Origin of the sequence: Fervidobacterium islandicum, assembly GCF_000767275.3 — a bacterium.
In the GTDB taxonomy this organism is placed as follows: domain Bacteria; phylum Thermotogota; class Thermotogae; order Thermotogales; family Fervidobacteriaceae; genus Fervidobacterium; species Fervidobacterium islandicum.
Map to the genome: position 1 here is coordinate 848,214 of NZ_CP014334.2, position 20,032 is coordinate 868,245.

Below are 20,032 nucleotides of genomic sequence, written 5' to 3' on the forward strand. Positions count from 1 at the left end.
ATTGGCTGAGGGTAGTCAACCAGGGCTTTTTACAAGCCCGCCACTTCAGTGGTGGGTGGTTGACCAAAGTCACCTCTCTTGAATTACCGCAAAGCTCATAGGTTGAATAACGACATTGTTGAAATTGAAAGGTTTTTCACTGTAATTAAACGCCACCTTTGTACCATTTTCGTACGTGTTGAGGAAAACATCCTGCCCAATTTGCTGCCGAGCAATTAATCTGGATTTTAAGAACAAAGTTGCGTTATCAAACAATCCTTTTGCATTCAATATCTTTGGAAGCCAATCTTCAAACTTTGTTGATACCAAGTCTTTGGAATGTGTCTCTATAAGTTTTTCTGAACTATCCCAAGTTAAATAAAATGAAGGAAACACGCCGTATTCAATGCAAGCTAAAAGGTCCCTGCTGTAATCCGAAGAAAGATTAACTGGTTCTGAGAAAACTGGTAGGAACTGCCTAAGCACGTAAGGTACAACTGGCGCAATTCTGTCCTCGATTTCATAACCCGAGTTCGTCAGTGGGATATCCGACAAAGCACCAGCAAGTTTAACAGCATACCAGTTTGCTCCGTAAACAACGGGCTTTTCAAGATTCTTAAAGGCTTCCAACAATTTATCAATCACTTGGGCCCTCGTCATATTCTCGGTTGAAAACGCCAAATTTCCAACCGAAGCAAGCGCAAATCTTTTAATTCCAAGCTTTTCAAATGCTAATTCCTCCTTAGCGACGAACGATTTTACAAACTCCGGTGATAAAACATATCTTCCTTCAAATTCCATAAATTGTTCAAGCCTGTTCAATGCAATGTTGGTTTTACTAAGCGACTTGGATTCTTTTGGTGAAAGAATATAATTCACATAGAAGTAATCTTCCGAAGACAGTTGGGTTTTACCAAGGATGCGTTTTTCAACTGGGAGGTGCTTTGGAGAACTAAGAGACAAACCTCCTTTAGTGTATCCTACAACTACGAATAGAGAGTTAGGTATAGATTGTTTCAAAATGTTTTTCATCTTCAGCAATTCTTCGCCATCGGTCATCTTAACAAGCGAGAAACCAAATGTAGACTTTTTCGCTTCTGCCATTAGAATATCGAATTTGAAGGTATAATCATTCGTCACAACTCTTTCTGTTGAGTACTCATCAACAAATCGTTGGAATAATGAAAATTCATTGGTGTTTGGAACAAAGAAATATCTAATACTATACCTCGTTGTATTTAATTCTTCCTGCGGAACTGTTATACCTTCCCCCGCCTTATTTAAGAGCTTCTTATGTAGATCTCTTAAAACAATTCGCGCTGTTATCCAGTTGTGCTCAGTAACGATACCTGCTTTGAAAGCGTTTATTTCAGCATACATGTCTCCATCCTCAATGAATGCAAGCAAGCCACTACTATTTCCTGCAGAGGTTTCCGAATTTTGCAAACCTTGTGAATATATGATTCCATACAATGGTAATGCGTAATTTTCCGGTTCTTTTACGTTTTTGAAGTAAGAATATGGGAGTACTTCCTTGAACCCTATATCTTGCCCGTATACTCGGGCTTTGAATGGAGCTGTTGCAACTGTTCTTTTTGACAAATCTATACCTGCCCCGACACCATCGGCTAAGACAAAACTTCCGTTGACGGTACCGTAAGTCCCTCCGAAATAAGGATAAGCAAAGATGCCTGTTAACTTATACTTTCCTTCCTTTATGTTTTCTATCCTTATCCGGATCGAATCTTTTACCAACTGATACAAGACATCAAATGACGTTCCTATATTTTCGAACATAACAGATGCCTTCAACGTATCTGACGAAGTCTTCTTGAGAATGATTTTAGCATCTCTTGTAGAGTACACTCTTTTGATGTTGCCTGTTGAATCGTAGAACTCGACTGTGAAAGGTGTATTGAAAAACGCATTCCACGTTTGGTTCAAATCTTTGTCTTCTTCTTCCAAAACTGATTTCCAGAGTGCATTGTTTCTTTTATCCACAACTTGGAACTGTAAAGTTTTTGTATCAAACATGAGAGTCAAGTATTGATTCTCCAAATAGGTATCATAGTTCGGATAAAAGAATGCATAACTGCTTTCTGAAAAACTTTCTATCTTCTGAACCGTAACTTCAGATGGTCCAGAATTCACTAACCACACCATTAAAATAACTATCAGAACGATAATAATTGACCTGAGCAGAATCTTTTTTATATTTTTCTTAACAGACTCACTTAGCCTTAACACGGTACATCAACTCCTCAAAAATAGAGGTAAAGAAAGAAAATTCTTCTTTGACAAGGACAGCAATAATTATCAGCAGTATTGTTATGAGTACCATTGCAAAAATTGTGAGTAAAAAGTTCCTAACTGTTTCACCAAATGAGAAGTTGTGAACCTGCGCAATGACTATAAAGAGCAGAACAAATGACCATGCCCAGATTATCTGCATTCCAAAAGTATATACAAAAGATTCGTTCAAAGTTAGTAGATTAGTTATCAAAGCAAGGGGTACCGAAAAGAGTAAGTAGGGCAAGAAGGAAGCGATTGTTCCTATAAATATATGCTTGAACTTTCCTTCTCCTTCCGAAATCTCACTAACCAAAAAATTTGAAAGAACGAAGAGGAAGAATAATCTGTAGGTATCAACAAAAAGTCCAAAGAAGTCTATTTTCTTTGCATCAAAACCAACAAATAGTGGTGAACCTACGATTCTTATAACCACATTTTCGATGTAAAGCAGAAGATACAAAGAAATCCCTGTTATCCATGATATCCTATCGTGGCGTTTCATTTCATAGACTGCGTCAAACGGATTCTTTATGAAAAGCCACGTGTACCGTAATTGTGAAATAAAGAAATTATCCTTCTGAATTCTCTTTTTTTCTCTCTTTTCTATTAAACCCTGCCTTATGAGTATCGTTCTAATAAGGTCGGCGATAGCTATAACGACAAGCAGGACAAATATCGGCCCCACTATCTTTTGTAACCATTGGTTTCTTATGTACCAGAAAGCATCGGAATAGCCTTTTGCATCGCGAGCCAATTTGAAATACTCAAATGCCTTGGAGTAATTTTCCTTCTTAAACTCAACATTCCCCAAAACTCTATACGTCAGGACGAAAGCTGAATTTGTCTTCTGAATTTCTCTCCAAATCTTTTCGCTTTCCAGATACATCCCCTGGTTGTAATAATTAACGCCCTTCAAAACAAGCTTACCGAATGACGTTATTTTGAGAACTGTCACTGTTCCATCTTCCTTATCTAAAATAAATATCTTACCGTCATCCGTAACTGCGATTGCGCCAGCTGATCGAAAAAGCCCCGTTCTATTTTCGTAAAAGCTTTGACCACCGAATACAAAGATGGGATTTCCAAGAAGGTCGTATACGTATATCAGACCATCCGCTGCGAGTGCATACACGGTTCCAAGTGAGTCAACATCAATATCCACAAACTTATCACTTGAAAGCGAAAGTTTTGGATAAACATTCACACCAGCAACGTTGAATCTTTTGATGGCATCTTCCTTAAGTCCCTGAGTCACAGTCCAAATAGCATTTGTGAAATCCACAGTAACGCTTGTAGGTGACGGTGGTCTAATTTTCAAAAGCTGCGCCTTCTGCGCCTCGGAAAACACCAATCGTTGTAGGATCATCCTAAGCGTGACCTTTGGAGAATTTGCCCCAAAGAAACTCAAAAACCTTCCATCTTTGTTAAATACTGCAAGCCCATTTGTAATTCCCTGGCAAACTACGTACACATTGCCTCGTTTGTCTGCGGCGACTTTAAGAGGGACAAAATTGTTGTTACGGCCATAAATTGGCGAATCAGGTTTGGAAATTGTAAGAACCAAATCGCCGTTTGGCGAAAACTTATAAACATTCTGAGCCCAAGAATCCGCAACATATACGTATCCATTTTCGTCAACGTAAACACCTTCAGGGTTCATGAGGGTACCTTCACCAATGTAAGAAATAGTTGCTTCTTCTGTGCTTTCCAAATCTACTACAGCTACCCTTGCGTTCTGCGTATCACTTATGTAGAGCTTTCCACTATGCCAAAATATGTCTGAAACAGAGGATGTATCGAAAACAAGTTTTCGCCAAGGGATAAATGCATCTTGAATGCGGACAATGTTATCACCTATGCCCAGTGTGTATGTATAGTACGGTGCGTATGCATTCAGCAAAGAGACAACAGTTGTCAAAAGAAGAATTATCAAAAGAGTTCTTTTTTTATCCAGTTGCAACACCTCATCGCTCCTTTATTTAAAATTAAGTGGTACAAAACAATTCATCATTTGATACCGGAATGTGCCATGGTGTTCATGACTTTGCTTTGTGTGAAGATGAAAATAATCAAGTTTGGCAGAAACATTATAGCAGCCGCAGCTGCAGCTATTCCTGCACCAGCAACTGTTCCAGCATTACCGCTCAGTGTAGACATGTAGTATGCAAAATTTTTTAAACTTTCGTTATTTATGTAAATTAAGGAAGCTTCCGTTGAATTCCATGCGCTTTGGAACGCAAGTATCGCAACAGTTGCAACAGCAGGTTTGGTAAGTGGTAGTATTATCTTCAGGTATATAAACCAATCGTTAGCTCCATCTATCTTTGCCGCTTCTATTAGCGAATCAGGTATCTGATCAATAAATTGCTTAACTAAGAACAAACCAACAGGCATTGCAAGCATAGGTAATATGTGCGCTAAGAAATTGTCAACCAAACCAAGTTTTGCGATGATTATGTACCTGGGAATAGAAACTGCTGTTGGAACAAACATAAGTGCTAAAGTGTTTATCTCGAAAAGCAATTTTTTATACTTGAAATTCTTCTTCGAAAGCACGTATCCCGCCGCAGTACTGACAAATATCGATAACACGACAATACTAAGAGATATAAGAATGCTGTTGAACAGATACCTGCTCACCGGAACTCCGGACTGAGTCATAGCGTTGAAAAGGGATTTGAAATTCTGCAGTGTCGGGTGTCTTACGAATATCCTTGGTGGAAAAGCAAATAACTCGTTGTAAGGTTTGAAAGCATTTGAAAATATGAATATGAGAGGTATAGACATAAAAACAGCAAAAGGAATGAGAACTGCGTAGAATTTCAACTGACTCTTATCAAACCTTTCTGGATTGATTTTCGTACCCTTGAAAGCCATACCATCACCCCTGAGTTGTTAAGTTGATCGTATCAAAATCAGTCCCTATCAAGGAACAAAGCCCAGACAAATTTGGAACTAATCCATATCATTATTAGAAGCACTACGGAGATTGCCGCAGCATACCCCATTTCATACCTCATGAATCCAAAGTCTTCGATGTGGTTGACAATAAGCTGCCCTGCATACTGTGGAGTTGGATTTGAACCGGAAAGCATGACACCGATGTATCCTGCTTGAAAGGTAGAAACAACTGACATAACGGCACCGAACAACATTTGAGGTCTCATGAGAGGAATGGTGATATAGAATATCTCCTGCCATCTTTTTGATATTCCATCTATGTATCCTGCTTCGTATATTTCAGGGTCCGTGTTTAAAACACCAGCAAGCATAGCCAAAAAACCGACTCCCATACTACTCCACAAAGTTACAACCACCATTGTTGGAAATAGGAATTTAGGTGACTGTAACCATTGGATCGGCTGATCAATTATTCCAAGTCTTAACAAAAGACTGTTCAAGTAACCAGACTTATCTCCGCTGAATATCGTGAGCCAAATTACTTGCATCGCTACTCCAACGGTCATTGACGGAGAGTAAATAATCAGTGCAAGGATAGTTCTTGGTATCCTTGGAATTTGCGCAAGCATCCAAGCTAAGATGAACGCAAGAAAATATCCGGTTGGACCTACTAATACCGCGAACTTTATTGTATTTGGTAATACATACTGCATGAAGACACTGTCCGTTGTGAAGAGTGAAATGTAGTTCTTCAATCCAACGAATTTTGGGAACTGTATTGTGTTGAAGTTAGTGAAGGAAAGAAGTATGGCTAAAATAGTTGGGACAATAATAAATATTGCAAAGAGAACTATGTATGGCGAAAGAAAAGTAATTATCCATCGGCGCTCACTCTTTCTTACCTTCACACAATCACCTCTTTGAATTCCCGGTATTTAGATCTTGGCTGTACCAATTTAAAACGTCTTGTAGCGTGTAAATCTTGAACGGTTTAACCGGCTTTCCGTCTTTGTAGTAACCAAATTCTTCTAACTTGCGTGCGAATTCTTTGTTTACAATAATTACGCCATCATCAACAGCTACCTTTAAAGGTTTACCTTCAAGTACAACCTTATTCCAGATGTTACTGATTTCACGTTCCAGTATGTAACTCGCTGGCATTTTAGGAACCTCTTGCAGCCAATTAAACTGTTCTTTCACGACCTTCAAGTGTTCCGTTTTAAGAGGGATACCATCTATCGCATACCGGTTCGATGGTATTATCAAGAACTCTGTTCCGTAAGTGCTGACAATTCTATTTACTAAGTTCATCTGCGTCTCTTTAGAAAGCCACCACTTCACGAATTCCCAGGCTTCGACTGGATATTTCGTGTCGTTAAGGATAGCTACTGCCTGTGCTGAACCTGTTTGCCACCTCTCAACAACACCGTTGTATTCTACACCTGGTGACGGAGCTATACTCCAAAGACCACGCAACTCTGGAGCAGCTATTGAAAGCTGTATATACGTGTTCAAATTCGAAACGCCCAATGGGATTTCACCTTTTCTGAAGCTTTCAAAGAAATTTGCAACTTGAGCAGGCATGCCGTACATGGTGAATAGCTCAGTCATTTCTTTTAGAGCTTTTAGTGTACTTGGATTGTCTATCGCTGTTCTCAAGCCATCGTCTGTAAAGAGCTTACCATGGTACTGCATAATGAATGGAGCGGTGGTCATCCATGCTTTGAAAGCCGATGTCCCGGAAAGTGGTATATAAAAATTCAGACCGTTTCTTTGAAGCTCGGGAAGTACCAATTTCACATCATCCCACGTTTTTGGAAGAGGTATCTTTAAATAGTCAACTATGTCTTTTCGATAGAAAAGCACGTAAAAATCGAGTGTTTCTGGAAGACCAAAACAGTGGTTTTCGTAGAGATACGGTAAAAGCGAGCCTGGGTAGAAATTCCTTGAGAAACTGATGAAATCAGGGAAGCGTCTCAAATCATATGCTGCACCACGTATTCCCATTTCAAAAGGTATCCAGTTGCTTATTCCGAGTGCTATATCCGGTGATTTTTTGGCTGCATTTGCAAGTATGAGTTTGCCCTCATCGCGCATTATAGAAACATCAACATAGATACCTGTCTTTCTGGTAAAATCGCTATCAATAAGTTGCTGCAGAACGTCCACATACTGGCGTGGTCTGTTGACCCAGACTTTTAAAACGACACTTTTATTATCAAAATCCTTTGCAGATGCTAAGTTTCGCTCGGGTTTGAATGAATGAACAAATCTCTTCAAACCTTCAACAAATACTTTCAAAAACGAAGGCTTAACAACTCCGTCTATACTGTTACCTGTGTAAATGTAAATTTCATCAATCGTAAGAGGCATTTCCTGGAGACCATTATAAGCATTTGAAAGCTCAGAAAGTACCGATCCTGTGCTACCTACAAGCATTTCTAATTTGTTTGGTATTTTATTGACATTTTTCGCAAGTCTTTTTAAAAACATCTGCGCTGTGTTTAGTGAAACATATTCTGCGCACCATGTGTTTCCGTTTGCATCAGCAACACGCTTTTTGATGATTTCCAGCTCGTTTATCAATGATTTAAATCTTTTCTCTATGTCTGGAAAGTATTCCTTTATTTCCCATTCGACATTCTTGTCTAAACTACCTCCAGATATGTATTTCACCTGCAGTGCTAACTTGTTTATGTAATCAATTATTGATTTCAGTTTATAAAGCACATCAACGTAGACTGAAGCATTAACTTCAAGAGAGATTGTGTGCTTACCTTCGGAAAGATAAACAACAACGTCACTTGTCTTGTCACTCGATTTCAAGGTATAAATCCTCCAGTTGGGCGTATATTCAAAAGGAACTTCGAGTAAATCGCTATATACAACCCTTCCGTCGATGTAAACAGTTCTATAACTTGTGAAATTTGGTTTTGCATTCTGTAGGTATTTGAGTGCTATTTTATAATATCCACTTTGTGGAACAGGGAATTGGTAAGTTACGGTTTGACCGGGCCTACTCCAGTTGGTACCACCAAACGTATTCAAAAGAAGATTGTATGTAGTGTAGGGAACTACTTCGGGGGACCTTACTGAAACCGCATTGATCGAAGCTTCACTTTTTCTATAAGGTTTCTCCGCCTGCAGGGTTATAACACGTTTCTCATTCGTTGAAAACTTTCCACCAACTTTCTTGGCGACTTCTTTAAACTGTATAAGTCTCGCGGGTCTTTCCAAGGCTAGCTTCTTAATGGCGATTTTCCCGCTGTTAACAAAAACTGTTAAAGTAACCTTCGGCGAACTAATATTGAACCAGAGCGGGAATTTGTCAATTCCATTTGGATTTTTCAACACATACGATATTGTGTCAGACGTTATCCTTTGATTTGGAACCGTTTCGTCTCCATATCTGTTTTTTGGAAAAGCCGTTGTCTCGTACTCCCAGTACTGAACCAAGGGGATTGAACGTGCCTCTACGAAAGGAATCTTGCCATTCAGATAAATAGAAATCTCCGGTGGTAATATTTGATTAGAAAGAACTTCATAATCAATACGTATGTTCCACAACCCGGTTTTCCCTTTCGGAACCTCTATCTCGTAACTAACAAAGCTCCCTTCTGATAATTCAGTAAAGGACTGGGGAGATTCCCAGAAGGTCTCCCCAGTCACGAGAGGGGTCGGTGAACGCTGCAGATAAGTGATATAGTCGATTGTTTGAGTATTTTTCGTTATTGCATAAAGATTGATTGCTGTTAAATTGCTGATTGCACATAAGGCTACAAGAATTACTATTCTCCAGAAATTGTTTTTTTCTATAGGCCTAAGGATTTTACTCCCTCCCATTGCTGCATAATGAAACAAATTACTTTGTCATAATGGCTATCTTCCTAATGGCGTTCTGATACTGTTCGTTCGCAATTTTGTTCAACTGCTTTGCGTAGTCTGCGATGTTAATATCTCCTCTCATCGCATTCCAAATAACATCGCCAATGTTAGCATTTGGATTGTTTCCAACCTTAATACCTGTTGGTGCAGTCCATCTTGACTGAATGTAACCTGGGACTATCTTTACACCTTCGATAATACCAGCACCAATCTTTCCATAAGCTTCGTCAAGGCCCGGGTACAACTTCTTAACTGAGAAGTATTTGTCAAGTACAGCCTTTTCAGTTGTTAAAGGTAAGGATGACCACTCATTCTTCTTGTCGAGTTCAAGTCTCTTTAAAATACCATCTCTTCCGTACGTTACAAATTTTGCAAAGAGGAACGCTTCTTTTGGATATTTGGTTGTCTTAGAAATTACAAAGAAATCGCCTACAACTGGTGTTCTTCCGCCAGGAACACCGATGAACCGCGATTTGAACGGAAGAGTAGAATAGAATGGAGTTGCCCATGTTCCGTCCCATCTAATTGCGATCTTTCCTTGGTTCCATACATCGCCGTACCAACCGGCGTTGTATTGTTTCTTTTGCTCTTCCGGAAGCGCATCGTAGACGTATTTACCTTGCCAGAGCTGTTTCGCAATATTTACAGCCTCGATGAATGAAGGATCATCAAGATTGTACTGTTTACCATCCCATGTGTACCATCCGAGCCTGAGGTTTTTCATAGCCGGGTACCATTCGGGAATCTGTACCTCTTCTGCAAGTCCTATAATACCGTCTTTTGGTATTGTTAGCTTCTTTACAGCTGTTAAGAATTCGTTCCAGGATGGAGCAAATTTGAGCGGTTTGACGTTGTACTTTTCAAATAGGTCGTCGTTTACGAAATAGCCCATAAAGTACAACCCTGCTGGAACTGCGTAAATCTTGTTGTTGTAAATAGTGGCATTTCTAATAGGTGCAGGTATGTTTTTCCATTCTGGATCCGCATTTGCCATCTTTGTCAAATCAAGTGCCCAATCGTTTGTTAAAGCCATAGGGATATTTGGAATCATAATAACATCGGGTAATGTGCCTGCTGCAGCTTGAGCAATTAGCCAGTCCTCGTAGTTCCCTTCGTGCTTGACAATTTTCACTTCAATGTCCGGATAGAGTTTCATAAATTCCTGAACTATGGCTTGTTCAATCTCAAGTCCACTGTTCCAGTTCACGTACGTAATCGTGACTTTACCGAACGACAATACCGCAAAAACCGCCAACAAACCAAGCAACCAGAATCTTCTCATACTACTTCCCTCCCTTAAGAAGTGTGGTTAAATTATCCCAACGTAACCTCAACCGTGTGTGACCTACCGTCGGAAAGAATTGGGACCCTCTGAACTTTCTGACCGTCGAAAACAATCTCCTTTACACCATTACTTACTTTGTTCGGATTCTTGACAACAACGGTGTAAAGCGTATCACCGAAAAATCTCTTATAAGTAAATCCGTCCCAATCAGCTGGTATAACCGGATCTATATCGAGATAACCATAATTAGGTCTTATACCAAGAATCCAATGCGTCGCTACGCGGTGCAACCACTGTGCAGAACCTGTATACCACGTCCAACCGCCACGGCCATAATGTGGGGATATTGGACCGTCAGAATTACCACAAGTCACGTACGGCTCAGCCCAGTAATTGTCTATGTCGAAACTTCTGTACGGTGGACAAATTCCTTTGTAGGCTTTGTACATTGCTTCAACATCTCGCATAAGAGCAAAAGCCCAAACAGCCCATGTTGCAGCGTGTGTGTAAACTCCTCCATTTTCCCTCAAACCAGGTGCATATCTTGTTATGTAACCTATGTCACTCCTTGGCTTAGTGTAAGCAGGATACAAAAGCAGAGCTCCAAAATCTTTAAGAAGGTATTTTTTCACTGATTCCATCGCTTTTCTCTTTCGTTCCTCATCGGTAATATCACTTATCACAGCCCAGGTTTGAGCATTAAGGAAGATGAAACCCTCTTCGTTTTCTTTCGATCCTAATTTCTCCCCGTCATCTTTCGTTGCTCTTATAAACCACTCTCCATCCCATGCATATTTATTTACAGAATCTCTTAGAACCTCCAACACATCTTTACACTTAGCCGCAAACTTGGAATCTCCTTTTAGTTCCATCAGAGGAATGAATTCTTTAAGTAGTAGATACATGAAGTGCGCTAGCCAGATGCTTTCCCCTTTCCAATCGGTACCGACAGCGTTCATACCATCGTTCCAATCGTTTTCTCCAATCAGTGGTAGTCCCCTTGGTGAAAACCTCTTAAAGGCTTTTTCTATCGCTTTTTTGCAGTGTTCGTATATCGTACCTTTTCCACCGTCAACGTAAGGTACAACTTCATCGAGTATGGAATAATCCATTGTTTCCTTTATGTACTCTTGAATGATAAAAGGTAACCACAACAAATCATCGGAACAGTGAGTTCTTGGGCCACCACCTCTGATAGTAAACCACCAATGTAGTACATCACCTTCTTGGAACTGGTGTTCCGCGTGCAGCAAAATTTGTTTCTTTGCAAGTTCAGGTCTTAAACTGAAGAAGATCTGAGAATCCTGTAGCTGGTCCCTGAAACCATAACCAGCAGATACCTGATAGTACCCAGACTTTGCCCATATTCTGCCAGATATCGCTTGATACTTTGCCCAATAATTGGTCATTATGTTCAGACCATCATCGGGGGTTTCAACCAGTTCTCTTTCAAGTAAGTCCATCCAGAACTTACGAACCTTTTCAAATTCCTGCTCCGCAATCTCAACGTTGGTGTATTTTTCAGCAAGCAAGTTGGGATCTTCTTCCCCAATCTTTGCCGCACCTATGGTAAAAACTACTTTCTTTTCTTCGCCTGGATTTAACGTAATTTCAACTTGGAGGGAAGAACACGCATCGCCAAACCTGTCACATTTATTGTCAAGTTTCTCGAGTTTCATCGCAATCGGATTTCTTTCATCTCCGTACATTCCAATAAAGGATTCCTTATCGCAGGTATATGATTTAGTAGCAAGACTTACGCTATGAAACGCGATGTGATCCCAGCTTGTGTTATTCCAGCGTCCTTTCTCATCGGGGAACTGTCCCAGGTACTTTTTCACAAATATTGTGTTGTTTTTAAAAGTCGGGTCAAAAAAGAGCTTGTGAAATTCTCTGTGCTCATCCGGGAAGTTTCCTAAAACCCATTCAAAATAAGTGGTTAAATCGAGTTTTCTCGTTTTATTAGCATCGTTTCTTACTATGATATACATAAACTCTATGGGTGCATCGATACTTACAAAGACCTTCATCTCTGAGTAAATATCATCAACCTTATGTCTATAGACGGTGTAACCAATTCCATGAACAACCTCGTATGATTGATACTCTGCCATCACAGGTTTCCAACCTGCTGACCAGAATTTCCCTGATTCAGTATCCCTGATATAGACATACTTGCCCCAATTGTCTTTGATGAGGTCTTGATATAGTCTTGTAATCCTGTTTTGCCCTGCATTACCTCTCCAAGAATATCCGCTCCCAGTGTGTGAAGCAATTATCGAATAATCACCGTTACTTATCACATTAACCCATGGTCTTGGGGTTCTTGGATTTGTTATCACATATTCTTTGCCATCAGAAGTAAAATAGCCGTACTTACTTTCAAAAAGTTTCATAATGCGTTCTCCTCTCCTTTCACAGTAATTGTACTTGTCTTTTTGTCCCGGTTTCGTTTGGCAGTTCAGCTTTTGACACGACTAAAGTAATTCCTTTTCGAGCTGCCACAGAAAATTCTCCGAGGTAGTTGGTAAATAACCTTAACTTAACATCCTTTGGATAATCATCGTAGTTGTTCAAAAAAACAATGAAGTTCTCTGTCCCTTCTCTGAGATAACCATCTACAAAATCCCTACTTTCAATAAATAATGCTTTAGAAATTCCAAGTAGCGAACACACATTCTCAACAATATCTACTTTGTACTCTCTTTCGAGCTCCAATCCGAAACCTAAAACAGCTACCGAGCCTTTTCCTACGTTTCTTATAAATCCGCAGATATTCCCTTTTTTGTCTCTGGCAAACTGATAAGTTAGAGGCTCAAGTTCGTATTCTTCCACGTGGTAAGCGTTGACTTCAATTCCAAAAGCATAAACCGTACCCCATCCACGTTTAGAAACTGACCTTATTCCTAGAAAGTCCCTTAAAATTGTGCATTCATTGCCAAATTCGTCTTCTACTGGTATTTCTGGGAATAAGACGAGTTTCCCTCCGTTTTCAACGTATTCGGCAAGTATTTTTTGGACATGGCATGGCATCCATTTGTAGGAAAAGACCCACAGGCTTCTGATGTTCAAATCTAAATTTGGTGACCTTAGGTTTACCCCTCCGATATTGTAGTTAAGTAATTTCAGCGCCCTTATAACCCCGTCAAAAATGGAAACATCCCTTTTAAATTCAATATCAGAAACAGCATTTAGTCCATGTTCTTTGTAGTGCTCAGTTGAATAGTAGTCAGGTATGAAACCAAAGTAAGTATCAAACACAGGTTTTGAATTTACGAGCTCCTCCTCAATACTTCTAATACTACTGATCAGGTCCTTAATAACATAGTAAGATCTTCTTAGCTCACCATCTCGGCTTATCGGTGCTTGCCAATCATGGTAGGTCCCCATTAGTGCTGAATCTGATGGATTATCTCCACCAACGAATAAGTAGTAGTTTATCCCGTTCATACCATTTCCGATGCATAGTCTTGAGGTTAAGTCAATAGTTGAAGGTAAAAGTTTTGGCTTGTCCATTTGGAACCCGCTTTGGAACTCAGCTGAGAACAGTGGTTGCTCTGGATTCTGTACTGATAGCATGATCGCATTTGCAATTGCCAAATCACTGAAGTTTTCGTGCACTATGTTACCTATGTAGTAATCACCCGATAAAATGACATTCTTATCGGTGGACGCTCTGTACAACTGAGAAACCCCTATCGGATATCTCTTTCCTCTCTTTGCGTACTCAACCATATCAAAACCATGGATGTTTACAATAACTGGCACATTGATACCTTCATCACTAAGAAACTTTCGCAAGTTGCAGAGATATTCGGCATAGTACTCCCTTATAAAATCGTGATAAGCAACAACTAAATTTCTGGAGAAAGTTCGTCCGCAAGCCCAGTTCAAAAGCTCTTTTGCCAAATCTTTCATTTGCTTTTCTTCTAAATAAGTGCGGAATTTCTCTATAGTATGCTCATTGTAGTCGCCATAAGAAGTTATCCACTGAAGCATTCCGACCTCGTTATCAATTTGAACCATTATCACATTTTCAAAAGACTTTATAACTTTGGATACCTCTGAATACCATCGTTTAACATACGAAAGGTAATCTGGGTGGAGATACGAAAAAACCCTTGTTGGGTGTGGTGTGCCTTTCATCGTTTTAGCAATTGCATGAGGTATTCTATCGTACAACCAGTTCGGAAGGCCTTCATTCTTTAATTCGGACATAATATATGGACCCGGTTTAAATATTACCTTTAAGTTAAATCTTGAAACCATTTCGAGAAAAGCTACAATATTTCTTTTAGGGTCAGTTAAGCCAGAGAAGTCAAAAAAGCCTTCGTACGGTTCATGCCAAAACCAAGGAACGTAAAAACTAACTGCATCAAAACCAGCATTCTTAATTTTCACCAAACGGTCTTCCCATACTTCTGGTTCTAACCTAAAGTAATGCAATTCTGCAGAAAACAAAAATCTGTTCTTCCCATCAACAATGAACTTTCCATCTTTGATTTCCATCTTTGGCAACAGACTCACCTCAAGTTCTACTGAAATTCTACTGAAACGTTTCTATTATATTTCACTAAATGATATTATCATAATCGGTTTGGCAAAACAAAACATCAATAATAGAAATCAAGTTGTGCTTTCAGTCAGAAAATAACTTTTATAGGAAGAATTCTCACGACTGCTTCATTTTGCTTTGAATTTTCAGTTATACTGAATCAAGTGTTCTAAAACATAGAAATGATGCTTAGATAAGCTTTCTTGTTGAATCACGAACGACAAGGTTTACATCAAGCACCACATCTGAAAGGAAATCATCAGTGTTATTAAGGAGACTAAGCAACATATGAGCTGCAAGGGATCCAAGTTGATACATGGGCCTCTTCACAGTGGTTAATGCAGGAGCAACATACGATGAGAGTTCAATATCGTCAAAACCGACAATTGAAATATCATCGGGGATAGTTAAACCAATCTCTTTTATCGCTTGCATCGCTCCAATAGCCATTTCATCGTTCGAGCAAAAAAGGGCGGTAGGTAGGTCCTTCCTCGAATTCCTTGAAAGATATCCTTTCATGACTTCGTATCCCGATTCTTCAGTGAAGTTACCTTCCAATATATCCTCGTTTCTGATTTCGATTCTCAAATCATGGGCTGCTCTGATAAATCCTCTGTATCTTTCTTTCGCATCAAGTGAATCCTTTGGCCCTTTCATAAAAGCGATCCTTCTGTGGCCGAGATCGTAGAGATACTTTACAACTTCATAGGCACCCTTTTCGTTATTTATCCGAACGCTTTTTATCTCGCGCCCTTCTTTATCTTTTATGGTTCTGTCAAGTGTTATAATTTTGTACTCGTTTGCCCATCTGATGATATCCTCGTTTTTAACCGCCGGAGTCATAATAATCATTCCACCAATTATTCCAACCTTTAGAAATTTGTCAACATCCTGTTTCCTGTTCTCTAAGGTACAATAGATAAGAAGGTTATATCCGAACGCATGCAACACGTCCTGTATGCCACGGACAAGTGCATCGTAGAAAGGACCTTTTATTTCATGCACTATCAGTGCAACTAGGTCATATTGCTGCCTCTTCAACCTTTTTGCGAAGTTATTTGGAACGTAATTTAGTTCTTCAATAGCCTTTAATACTCGTTTTCTTGTCTCTTCACTCACTTTGCCAGTGTTGTTAAGGACATAGGAAACCGTTGAGATCGAAACACCAGCTCTTTTAGCAACATCTTTGATTGTTGCCATTTGACCACCTCCGTTGCCCAATGCTATTATGAAGTATATCACATAATTTCAGTTAAACGTTTCGATTAATTTCACCATTTTTCTAATCCTTAAACAAATGAATTCAAATATGTACCAAAATCTCTTCAGCACACACATTAGCTCATTTTGTCTTCGTTTTCCACTTCTACAGCTGAGTGATAAAATGTGGTTGTATTTTTTGTACTCTGGATTGGGAGGTATTTAAAATGAGTAAAATCACCTTAGGAGCGAAGTTTTTGAATATTGCAGAAATTCATTATTTTCGAGTCTCTCCAAAAGATTGGGAAGATCGTATTTTAAAGGCAAAGAATGCAGGATTTCAAGCGTTGGCTTCTTATATTCCTTGGTTGGTACATGAAGAAAATAAAGGTGAATACGATTTTTCTGGTCAATATGATGTTGCGAGATTTATTGAGCTGGTTGCAGAATATGATATGTACTTCATCGCTCGTCCAGGACCATTTGTGATGGCCGAACTGAAAAACGAAGGTATTCCTTATTGGGTATACGAAGAAAAGCCTCATGTTATCCCGATTACTTGGAACAACAGGAAAGTTGAAGGTGCACAAGTTATCTACAACCATCCAGATTTCCTCTCAGAAGTTGATAGATGGTATACCGTGGTGGCTGACATAATTCGACCGAGGCTTGTCCAAAACGGAGGTAACATCGTAGCTGTCCAATTGGACAATGAAATAGGAATGCTTCAGTGGGTTAATAATACACCAGATCTTTCGGATTTTACATTGGGAAAGTTCATAGACTGGTTATTAGAACGCTATAATGACTTCTACAGATATGGTTTTGAACTTATTAAAAGCACTGAAACTTTTGAACGTCTGCGTACACCTGGTGATGAGTTTGTACGGAAATTCGTATCAGATTATTCCCTATTCTCACGCTACGATTTCGGGAATTATGTTAAAAACCTCAGAGATATGTTCTGGAGTAAAGGGATACAAGTTCCATTCATTGTGAACATACACGGTACTTCAGGAGGAAGGGCTCACACTTTTCCAATAGGTATTTCGCAACTCAGGAATACATTCATTCTGGACAATGTAATACCTGCAACAGATATTTACCTAGGGGATTACACTATAAAAAACGTCACCGATTTGTGGAACATAAATGAAGTACTCAGGTCAATAACAAGAAAACCATTTGGAGTTATGGAATTTGAATGCGGAAGTGGAGATTATGGAAACAACTTAGGTGAGAGAATTGATCCAAACGCCACATTGCACAAGGCAATTGTTTCATACATTCAAGGTAACAGGTTTCTGAACTACTACCTTTTTTCAGGTGGAATAAATCCAAAGTTAAAGAACGACGTAAAGGACGGAAATGCCCGGATAGCGTTCACCGGGGAGGAACACGGGTTTGCAGCACCTGTAAAACCAAATGGCCAGCTCGATTATACGTATGATTATATAAAGTTCGCTAACAACTTTCTTTTCATGCTTGAGCGTAATTTAGGTAATGAATTTTCGTTAATGTACGACAATATAACAGTCGCTTACCTAGATGAATACTACAGAACTGAGTACTCATACGGATCCGACAAAGAAAAACGTTCTAATATAGAGATTCTTAGAGGATATAATCTATGGGATAGTTTTTTGAAAACTCTTTTTATTATGGGGTATAGATATAAATTCGTAGACTTAGAACACTCAGCCCTTAGCAGTAGCGAAATCTTAATTGTTCCTTCAGCTAGGTATATGTCAAAAGAAGTTCAACAGAAGATTGTGGATTTCATAAGTGCTGGTGGTAAGGCTATAATATACGGTGACCTTCCCATATTCGACGAAGACGGTGACTTATGTACTCTTCTGATAGATTTTCTAAGAATCCAACCGGGCAGAGAGTTTTTTGCAGCTCCACATTTTTATCTTTCTGTAAGTTCATCGGGCAATCTGTTCCGCGAATTCAGAACCGACTGGGCGCGTGAAATACTTATCCCTGATAATGATGATGGCAATACTTCTCTTGCAACTCTGGCCCATGTTACTCAGGTGAATGCGGTATGCTCAGTATTTTTAAAAAATAAGAATGCTGTTGTTATCACCACACACTTAAATGCAAATTTTAACTTTTTCGAACATGTCCTTGAACTTCTAGAATTTAAGCCCAGAATAAAGATTTTTACAGATTCCAGAAACGCAATTGGAGCTCTTCCATTCGTTATGGAGAACGTTAAAACACAGCAGAGGTTTTTACTCATTGTTAATATAGACAATTTTCCGAAAGAAGTTAGAATAATGGTTGATGAAATAGATATTGGAACAAAGAAGATTTCATCGAAGGGAATTCTTTTTGAAAAGATACCGAATCAACATGGAGGGTCCGAACTGTGAAAAGAAAAAAATGGATACCTTACGTTCTTTTAAGTTTTTTAACGGCACTCGTTGTTTTTTTCATTGCCTGGGCTTACAGTCCTTTGAGACCGACAGCTGAGGCGAAACAATATTTGCAATCATCAAACTACGTCGAGGTAATTCAGGAAAAGAACATCTACTTCATTCCCAAAAACTCCAAGAAGAAGGATTTTGAAAGTGTGGGAATTATCTTCTACCCAGGAGGACACGTTGATTACGTTGCTTATGCACCTCTTGGTTATAGGCTTGCGGAAAAAGGGATAACGGTGGTGATTCTAAAAGTTCCTATGAGTTTTGCCATTTTTGACATCAATGCAGCAAAAAAGGTTATAGACGACTATCGGTTTACGAATTTCGAATGGTTCCTTGCTGGCCACTCCCTTGGGGGTGTTGCCGCTTCTGAGTTTTTGGTCAAGCATCCCGAACTAATTGGAAATGCTGTTAAAGGCATTATATTCTTGGCATCTTACCCTTCAAAAGATATCTCTCATTTGCCGATACAAGCGCTATGTATCTATGGCTCTGAAGATGGTGTACTACCACCAAGTGAAATTAATGAAAAGAAGATTCTTTTTCCTAAGTCAACAAGATTTGTTGAAATACTCGGTGGTAATCATGCACAATTTGGAAGTTACGGAATGCAACGAGGTGATAGACCAGCCAAAATTAGCGGATATGAGCAGACAAGTATCGTAATTAAAGCTATCGAAGAATTCTTAAGTGAATATCAACTTGAAAAGAAAAATCTAAGTAGAATTAAATAACTCGTGCTTTGAAAACCTTCTTCGTGTGTTATAATTCTTTCGGCAACTAAAACTACTTATACTTTTAGGAAAGGAGTGGACAGATGGCAAACATTTTCCAAAAGCTAATTCCTTACCGTTCGCCTCTTGAATTGTTGTGCGAACATTCAAAACTTTGTGTCTCCGCAGCTTATTTAATGTATGCAGCGGTTGAAAAATACTTCAATAACATGCCAATTGATGAACAGTTTAGCGAAGTTGACAAATTGGAACACGATGCTGACCAACTCAAGCTCCAGCTAAGGGATATATATAGCAAACTCAAATGGACTTATTTCAATAAATCCGATTTTCTTGATATACTCCACAACGTAGATGCGATAATTGACTTAACAGACGATGTTGTGAAAGTTCTGACAATCAACCAAATAGAAAACGTATCGGAAGAAATAAAGTCTGCCATTTTGGAACTTGCGGATGTTGTTAGAAAAAGTGTGGAACACATGAACGAAACAGTTCAAGAACTGAAAACAGTAGTCGAATCAGGATTTTCACCAAAGGAAATAGAAAAGGAAGACAAAAGTGTGGAGACAGTTGAATCAGAAGAACGCTCATCAGACAGACTTGGCTTGGCGCTTGGAAAAAAATTGTTTGCAAAGAAACATGAAATGAACCCTGTTGACATCATGTTCTTAAACAACCTGGTTATACTTCTCATGAGGATAGAAGATAGAGCGAAAAACGCTGTTGAAAGAATCAGAATGATAACACACATGTGAAATTTAATTCA

General features: G+C 39.2%; 12 protein-coding genes. 3 read left to right on the top strand and 9 right to left on the bottom strand.

Going from position 1 to position 20,032, the window contains the following annotated elements; translation table 11 throughout:
• Positions 1 to 69 precede the first annotated feature (69 nt).
• From NA23_RS03975 to NA23_RS04015, 9 genes are all read right to left on the bottom strand, one after another.
• Entirely contained in the window at positions 70 to 2,226 is a 2,157-nt protein-coding gene (locus NA23_RS03975) for a DUF5696 domain-containing protein (protein WP_033191024.1), read from the bottom strand.
• Positions 2,210 to 4,231 carry a gluconolactonase gene (locus NA23_RS03980; RefSeq protein ID WP_236938556.1) on the bottom strand — a complete coding sequence of 674 codons (2,022 nt, stop codon included), beginning with the start codon at positions 4,229 to 4,231 and terminating at the stop codon, positions 2,210 to 2,212. The genes NA23_RS03975 and NA23_RS03980 overlap by 17 nt, the downstream gene beginning before the upstream one ends.
• Positions 4,232 to 4,278: 47 nt before the next feature.
• A complete protein-coding gene (locus tag NA23_RS03985; protein WP_033191022.1) occupies positions 4,279 to 5,148 on the bottom strand; it encodes a carbohydrate ABC transporter permease in 870 nt (289 codons plus the stop codon).
• Between the two features lie 38 nt (positions 5,149 to 5,186).
• The gene (locus NA23_RS03990; RefSeq protein WP_033191021.1) at positions 5,187 to 6,080 is read right to left on the bottom strand and encodes a carbohydrate ABC transporter permease; all 894 of its coding nucleotides are present in this window, start codon (positions 6,078 to 6,080) and stop codon (positions 5,187 to 5,189) included.
• Between the two features lie 4 nt (positions 6,081 to 6,084).
• A complete protein-coding gene (locus tag NA23_RS03995) occupies positions 6,085 to 8,739 on the bottom strand; it encodes an extracellular solute-binding protein (protein ID WP_236938559.1) in 2,655 nt (884 codons plus the stop codon).
• A gap of 295 nt (positions 8,740 to 9,034) precedes the next feature.
• Positions 9,035 to 10,339 (bottom strand): ABC transporter substrate-binding protein, encoded by a 1,305-nt coding sequence (locus NA23_RS04000; protein ID WP_033191020.1) that lies wholly within the window; start codon positions 10,337 to 10,339, stop codon positions 9,035 to 9,037.
• Positions 10,340 to 10,371: 32 nt separating this feature from the next.
• On the bottom strand, positions 10,372 to 12,738 hold the full coding sequence (locus tag NA23_RS04005; RefSeq protein ID WP_033191019.1) for a glycoside hydrolase family 94 protein: 2,367 nt from the start codon (positions 12,736 to 12,738) through the stop codon (positions 10,372 to 10,374).
• Positions 12,739 to 12,757: 19 nt separating this feature from the next.
• Complete coding sequence (locus NA23_RS04010; RefSeq protein ID WP_236938664.1) at positions 12,758 to 14,851, bottom strand: beta-galactosidase; 2,094 nt, start codon at positions 14,849 to 14,851, stop codon at positions 12,758 to 12,760.
• A gap of 235 nt (positions 14,852 to 15,086) precedes the next feature.
• Positions 15,087 to 16,097 (bottom strand): LacI family DNA-binding transcriptional regulator, encoded by a 1,011-nt coding sequence (locus NA23_RS04015; protein ID WP_033191018.1) that lies wholly within the window; start codon positions 16,095 to 16,097, stop codon positions 15,087 to 15,089.
• A gap of 227 nt (positions 16,098 to 16,324) precedes the next feature.
• Here NA23_RS04015 and NA23_RS04020 point away from each other — a divergent pair, with 227 nt between their 5' ends.
• The 3 genes from NA23_RS04020 (at position 16,325) to NA23_RS04030 (ending at position 20,021) form a co-directional block, all read left to right on the top strand.
• Positions 16,325 to 18,478 (top strand): beta-galactosidase, encoded by a 2,154-nt coding sequence (locus tag NA23_RS04020; RefSeq protein WP_052107038.1) that lies wholly within the window; start codon positions 16,325 to 16,327, stop codon positions 18,476 to 18,478.
• On the top strand, positions 18,475 to 19,263 hold the full coding sequence (locus NA23_RS04025; protein ID WP_052107037.1) for an alpha/beta hydrolase: 789 nt from the start codon (positions 18,475 to 18,477) through the stop codon (positions 19,261 to 19,263). Before NA23_RS04020 ends, NA23_RS04025 begins: the two co-directional genes overlap by 4 nt.
• A gap of 83 nt (positions 19,264 to 19,346) precedes the next feature.
• Positions 19,347 to 20,021 carry a DUF47 domain-containing protein gene (locus tag NA23_RS04030; protein WP_033191017.1) on the top strand — a complete coding sequence of 225 codons (675 nt, stop codon included), beginning with the start codon at positions 19,347 to 19,349 and terminating at the stop codon, positions 20,019 to 20,021.
• The last annotated feature ends 11 nt before the right edge of the window (positions 20,022 to 20,032 follow it).

Excerpts from the sequence above, each read along its gene's own strand:
- NA23_RS04010 (WP_236938664.1), bottom strand. The coding sequence starts at position 14,851 with ATGGAAATCAAAGATGGAAAGTTCATTGTTGATGGGAAGAACAGATTT.
- NA23_RS03985 (WP_033191022.1), bottom strand. The coding sequence starts at position 5,148 with ATGGCTTTCAAGGGTACGAAAATCAATCCAGAAAGGTTTGATAAGAGT.
- NA23_RS04000 (WP_033191020.1), bottom strand. The coding sequence starts at position 10,339 with ATGAGAAGATTCTGGTTGCTTGGTTTGTTGGCGGTTTTTGCGGTATTG.
- NA23_RS04030 (WP_033191017.1), top strand. The coding sequence starts at position 19,347 with ATGGCAAACATTTTCCAAAAGCTAATTCCTTACCGTTCGCCTCTTGAA.
- NA23_RS04020 (WP_052107038.1), top strand. The coding sequence starts at position 16,325 with ATGAGTAAAATCACCTTAGGAGCGAAGTTTTTGAATATTGCAGAAATT.
- NA23_RS04015 (WP_033191018.1), bottom strand. The coding sequence starts at position 16,097 with ATGGCAACAATCAAAGATGTTGCTAAAAGAGCTGGTGTTTCGATCTCA.
- NA23_RS04005 (WP_033191019.1), bottom strand. The coding sequence starts at position 12,738 with ATGAAACTTTTTGAAAGTAAGTACGGCTATTTTACTTCTGATGGCAAA.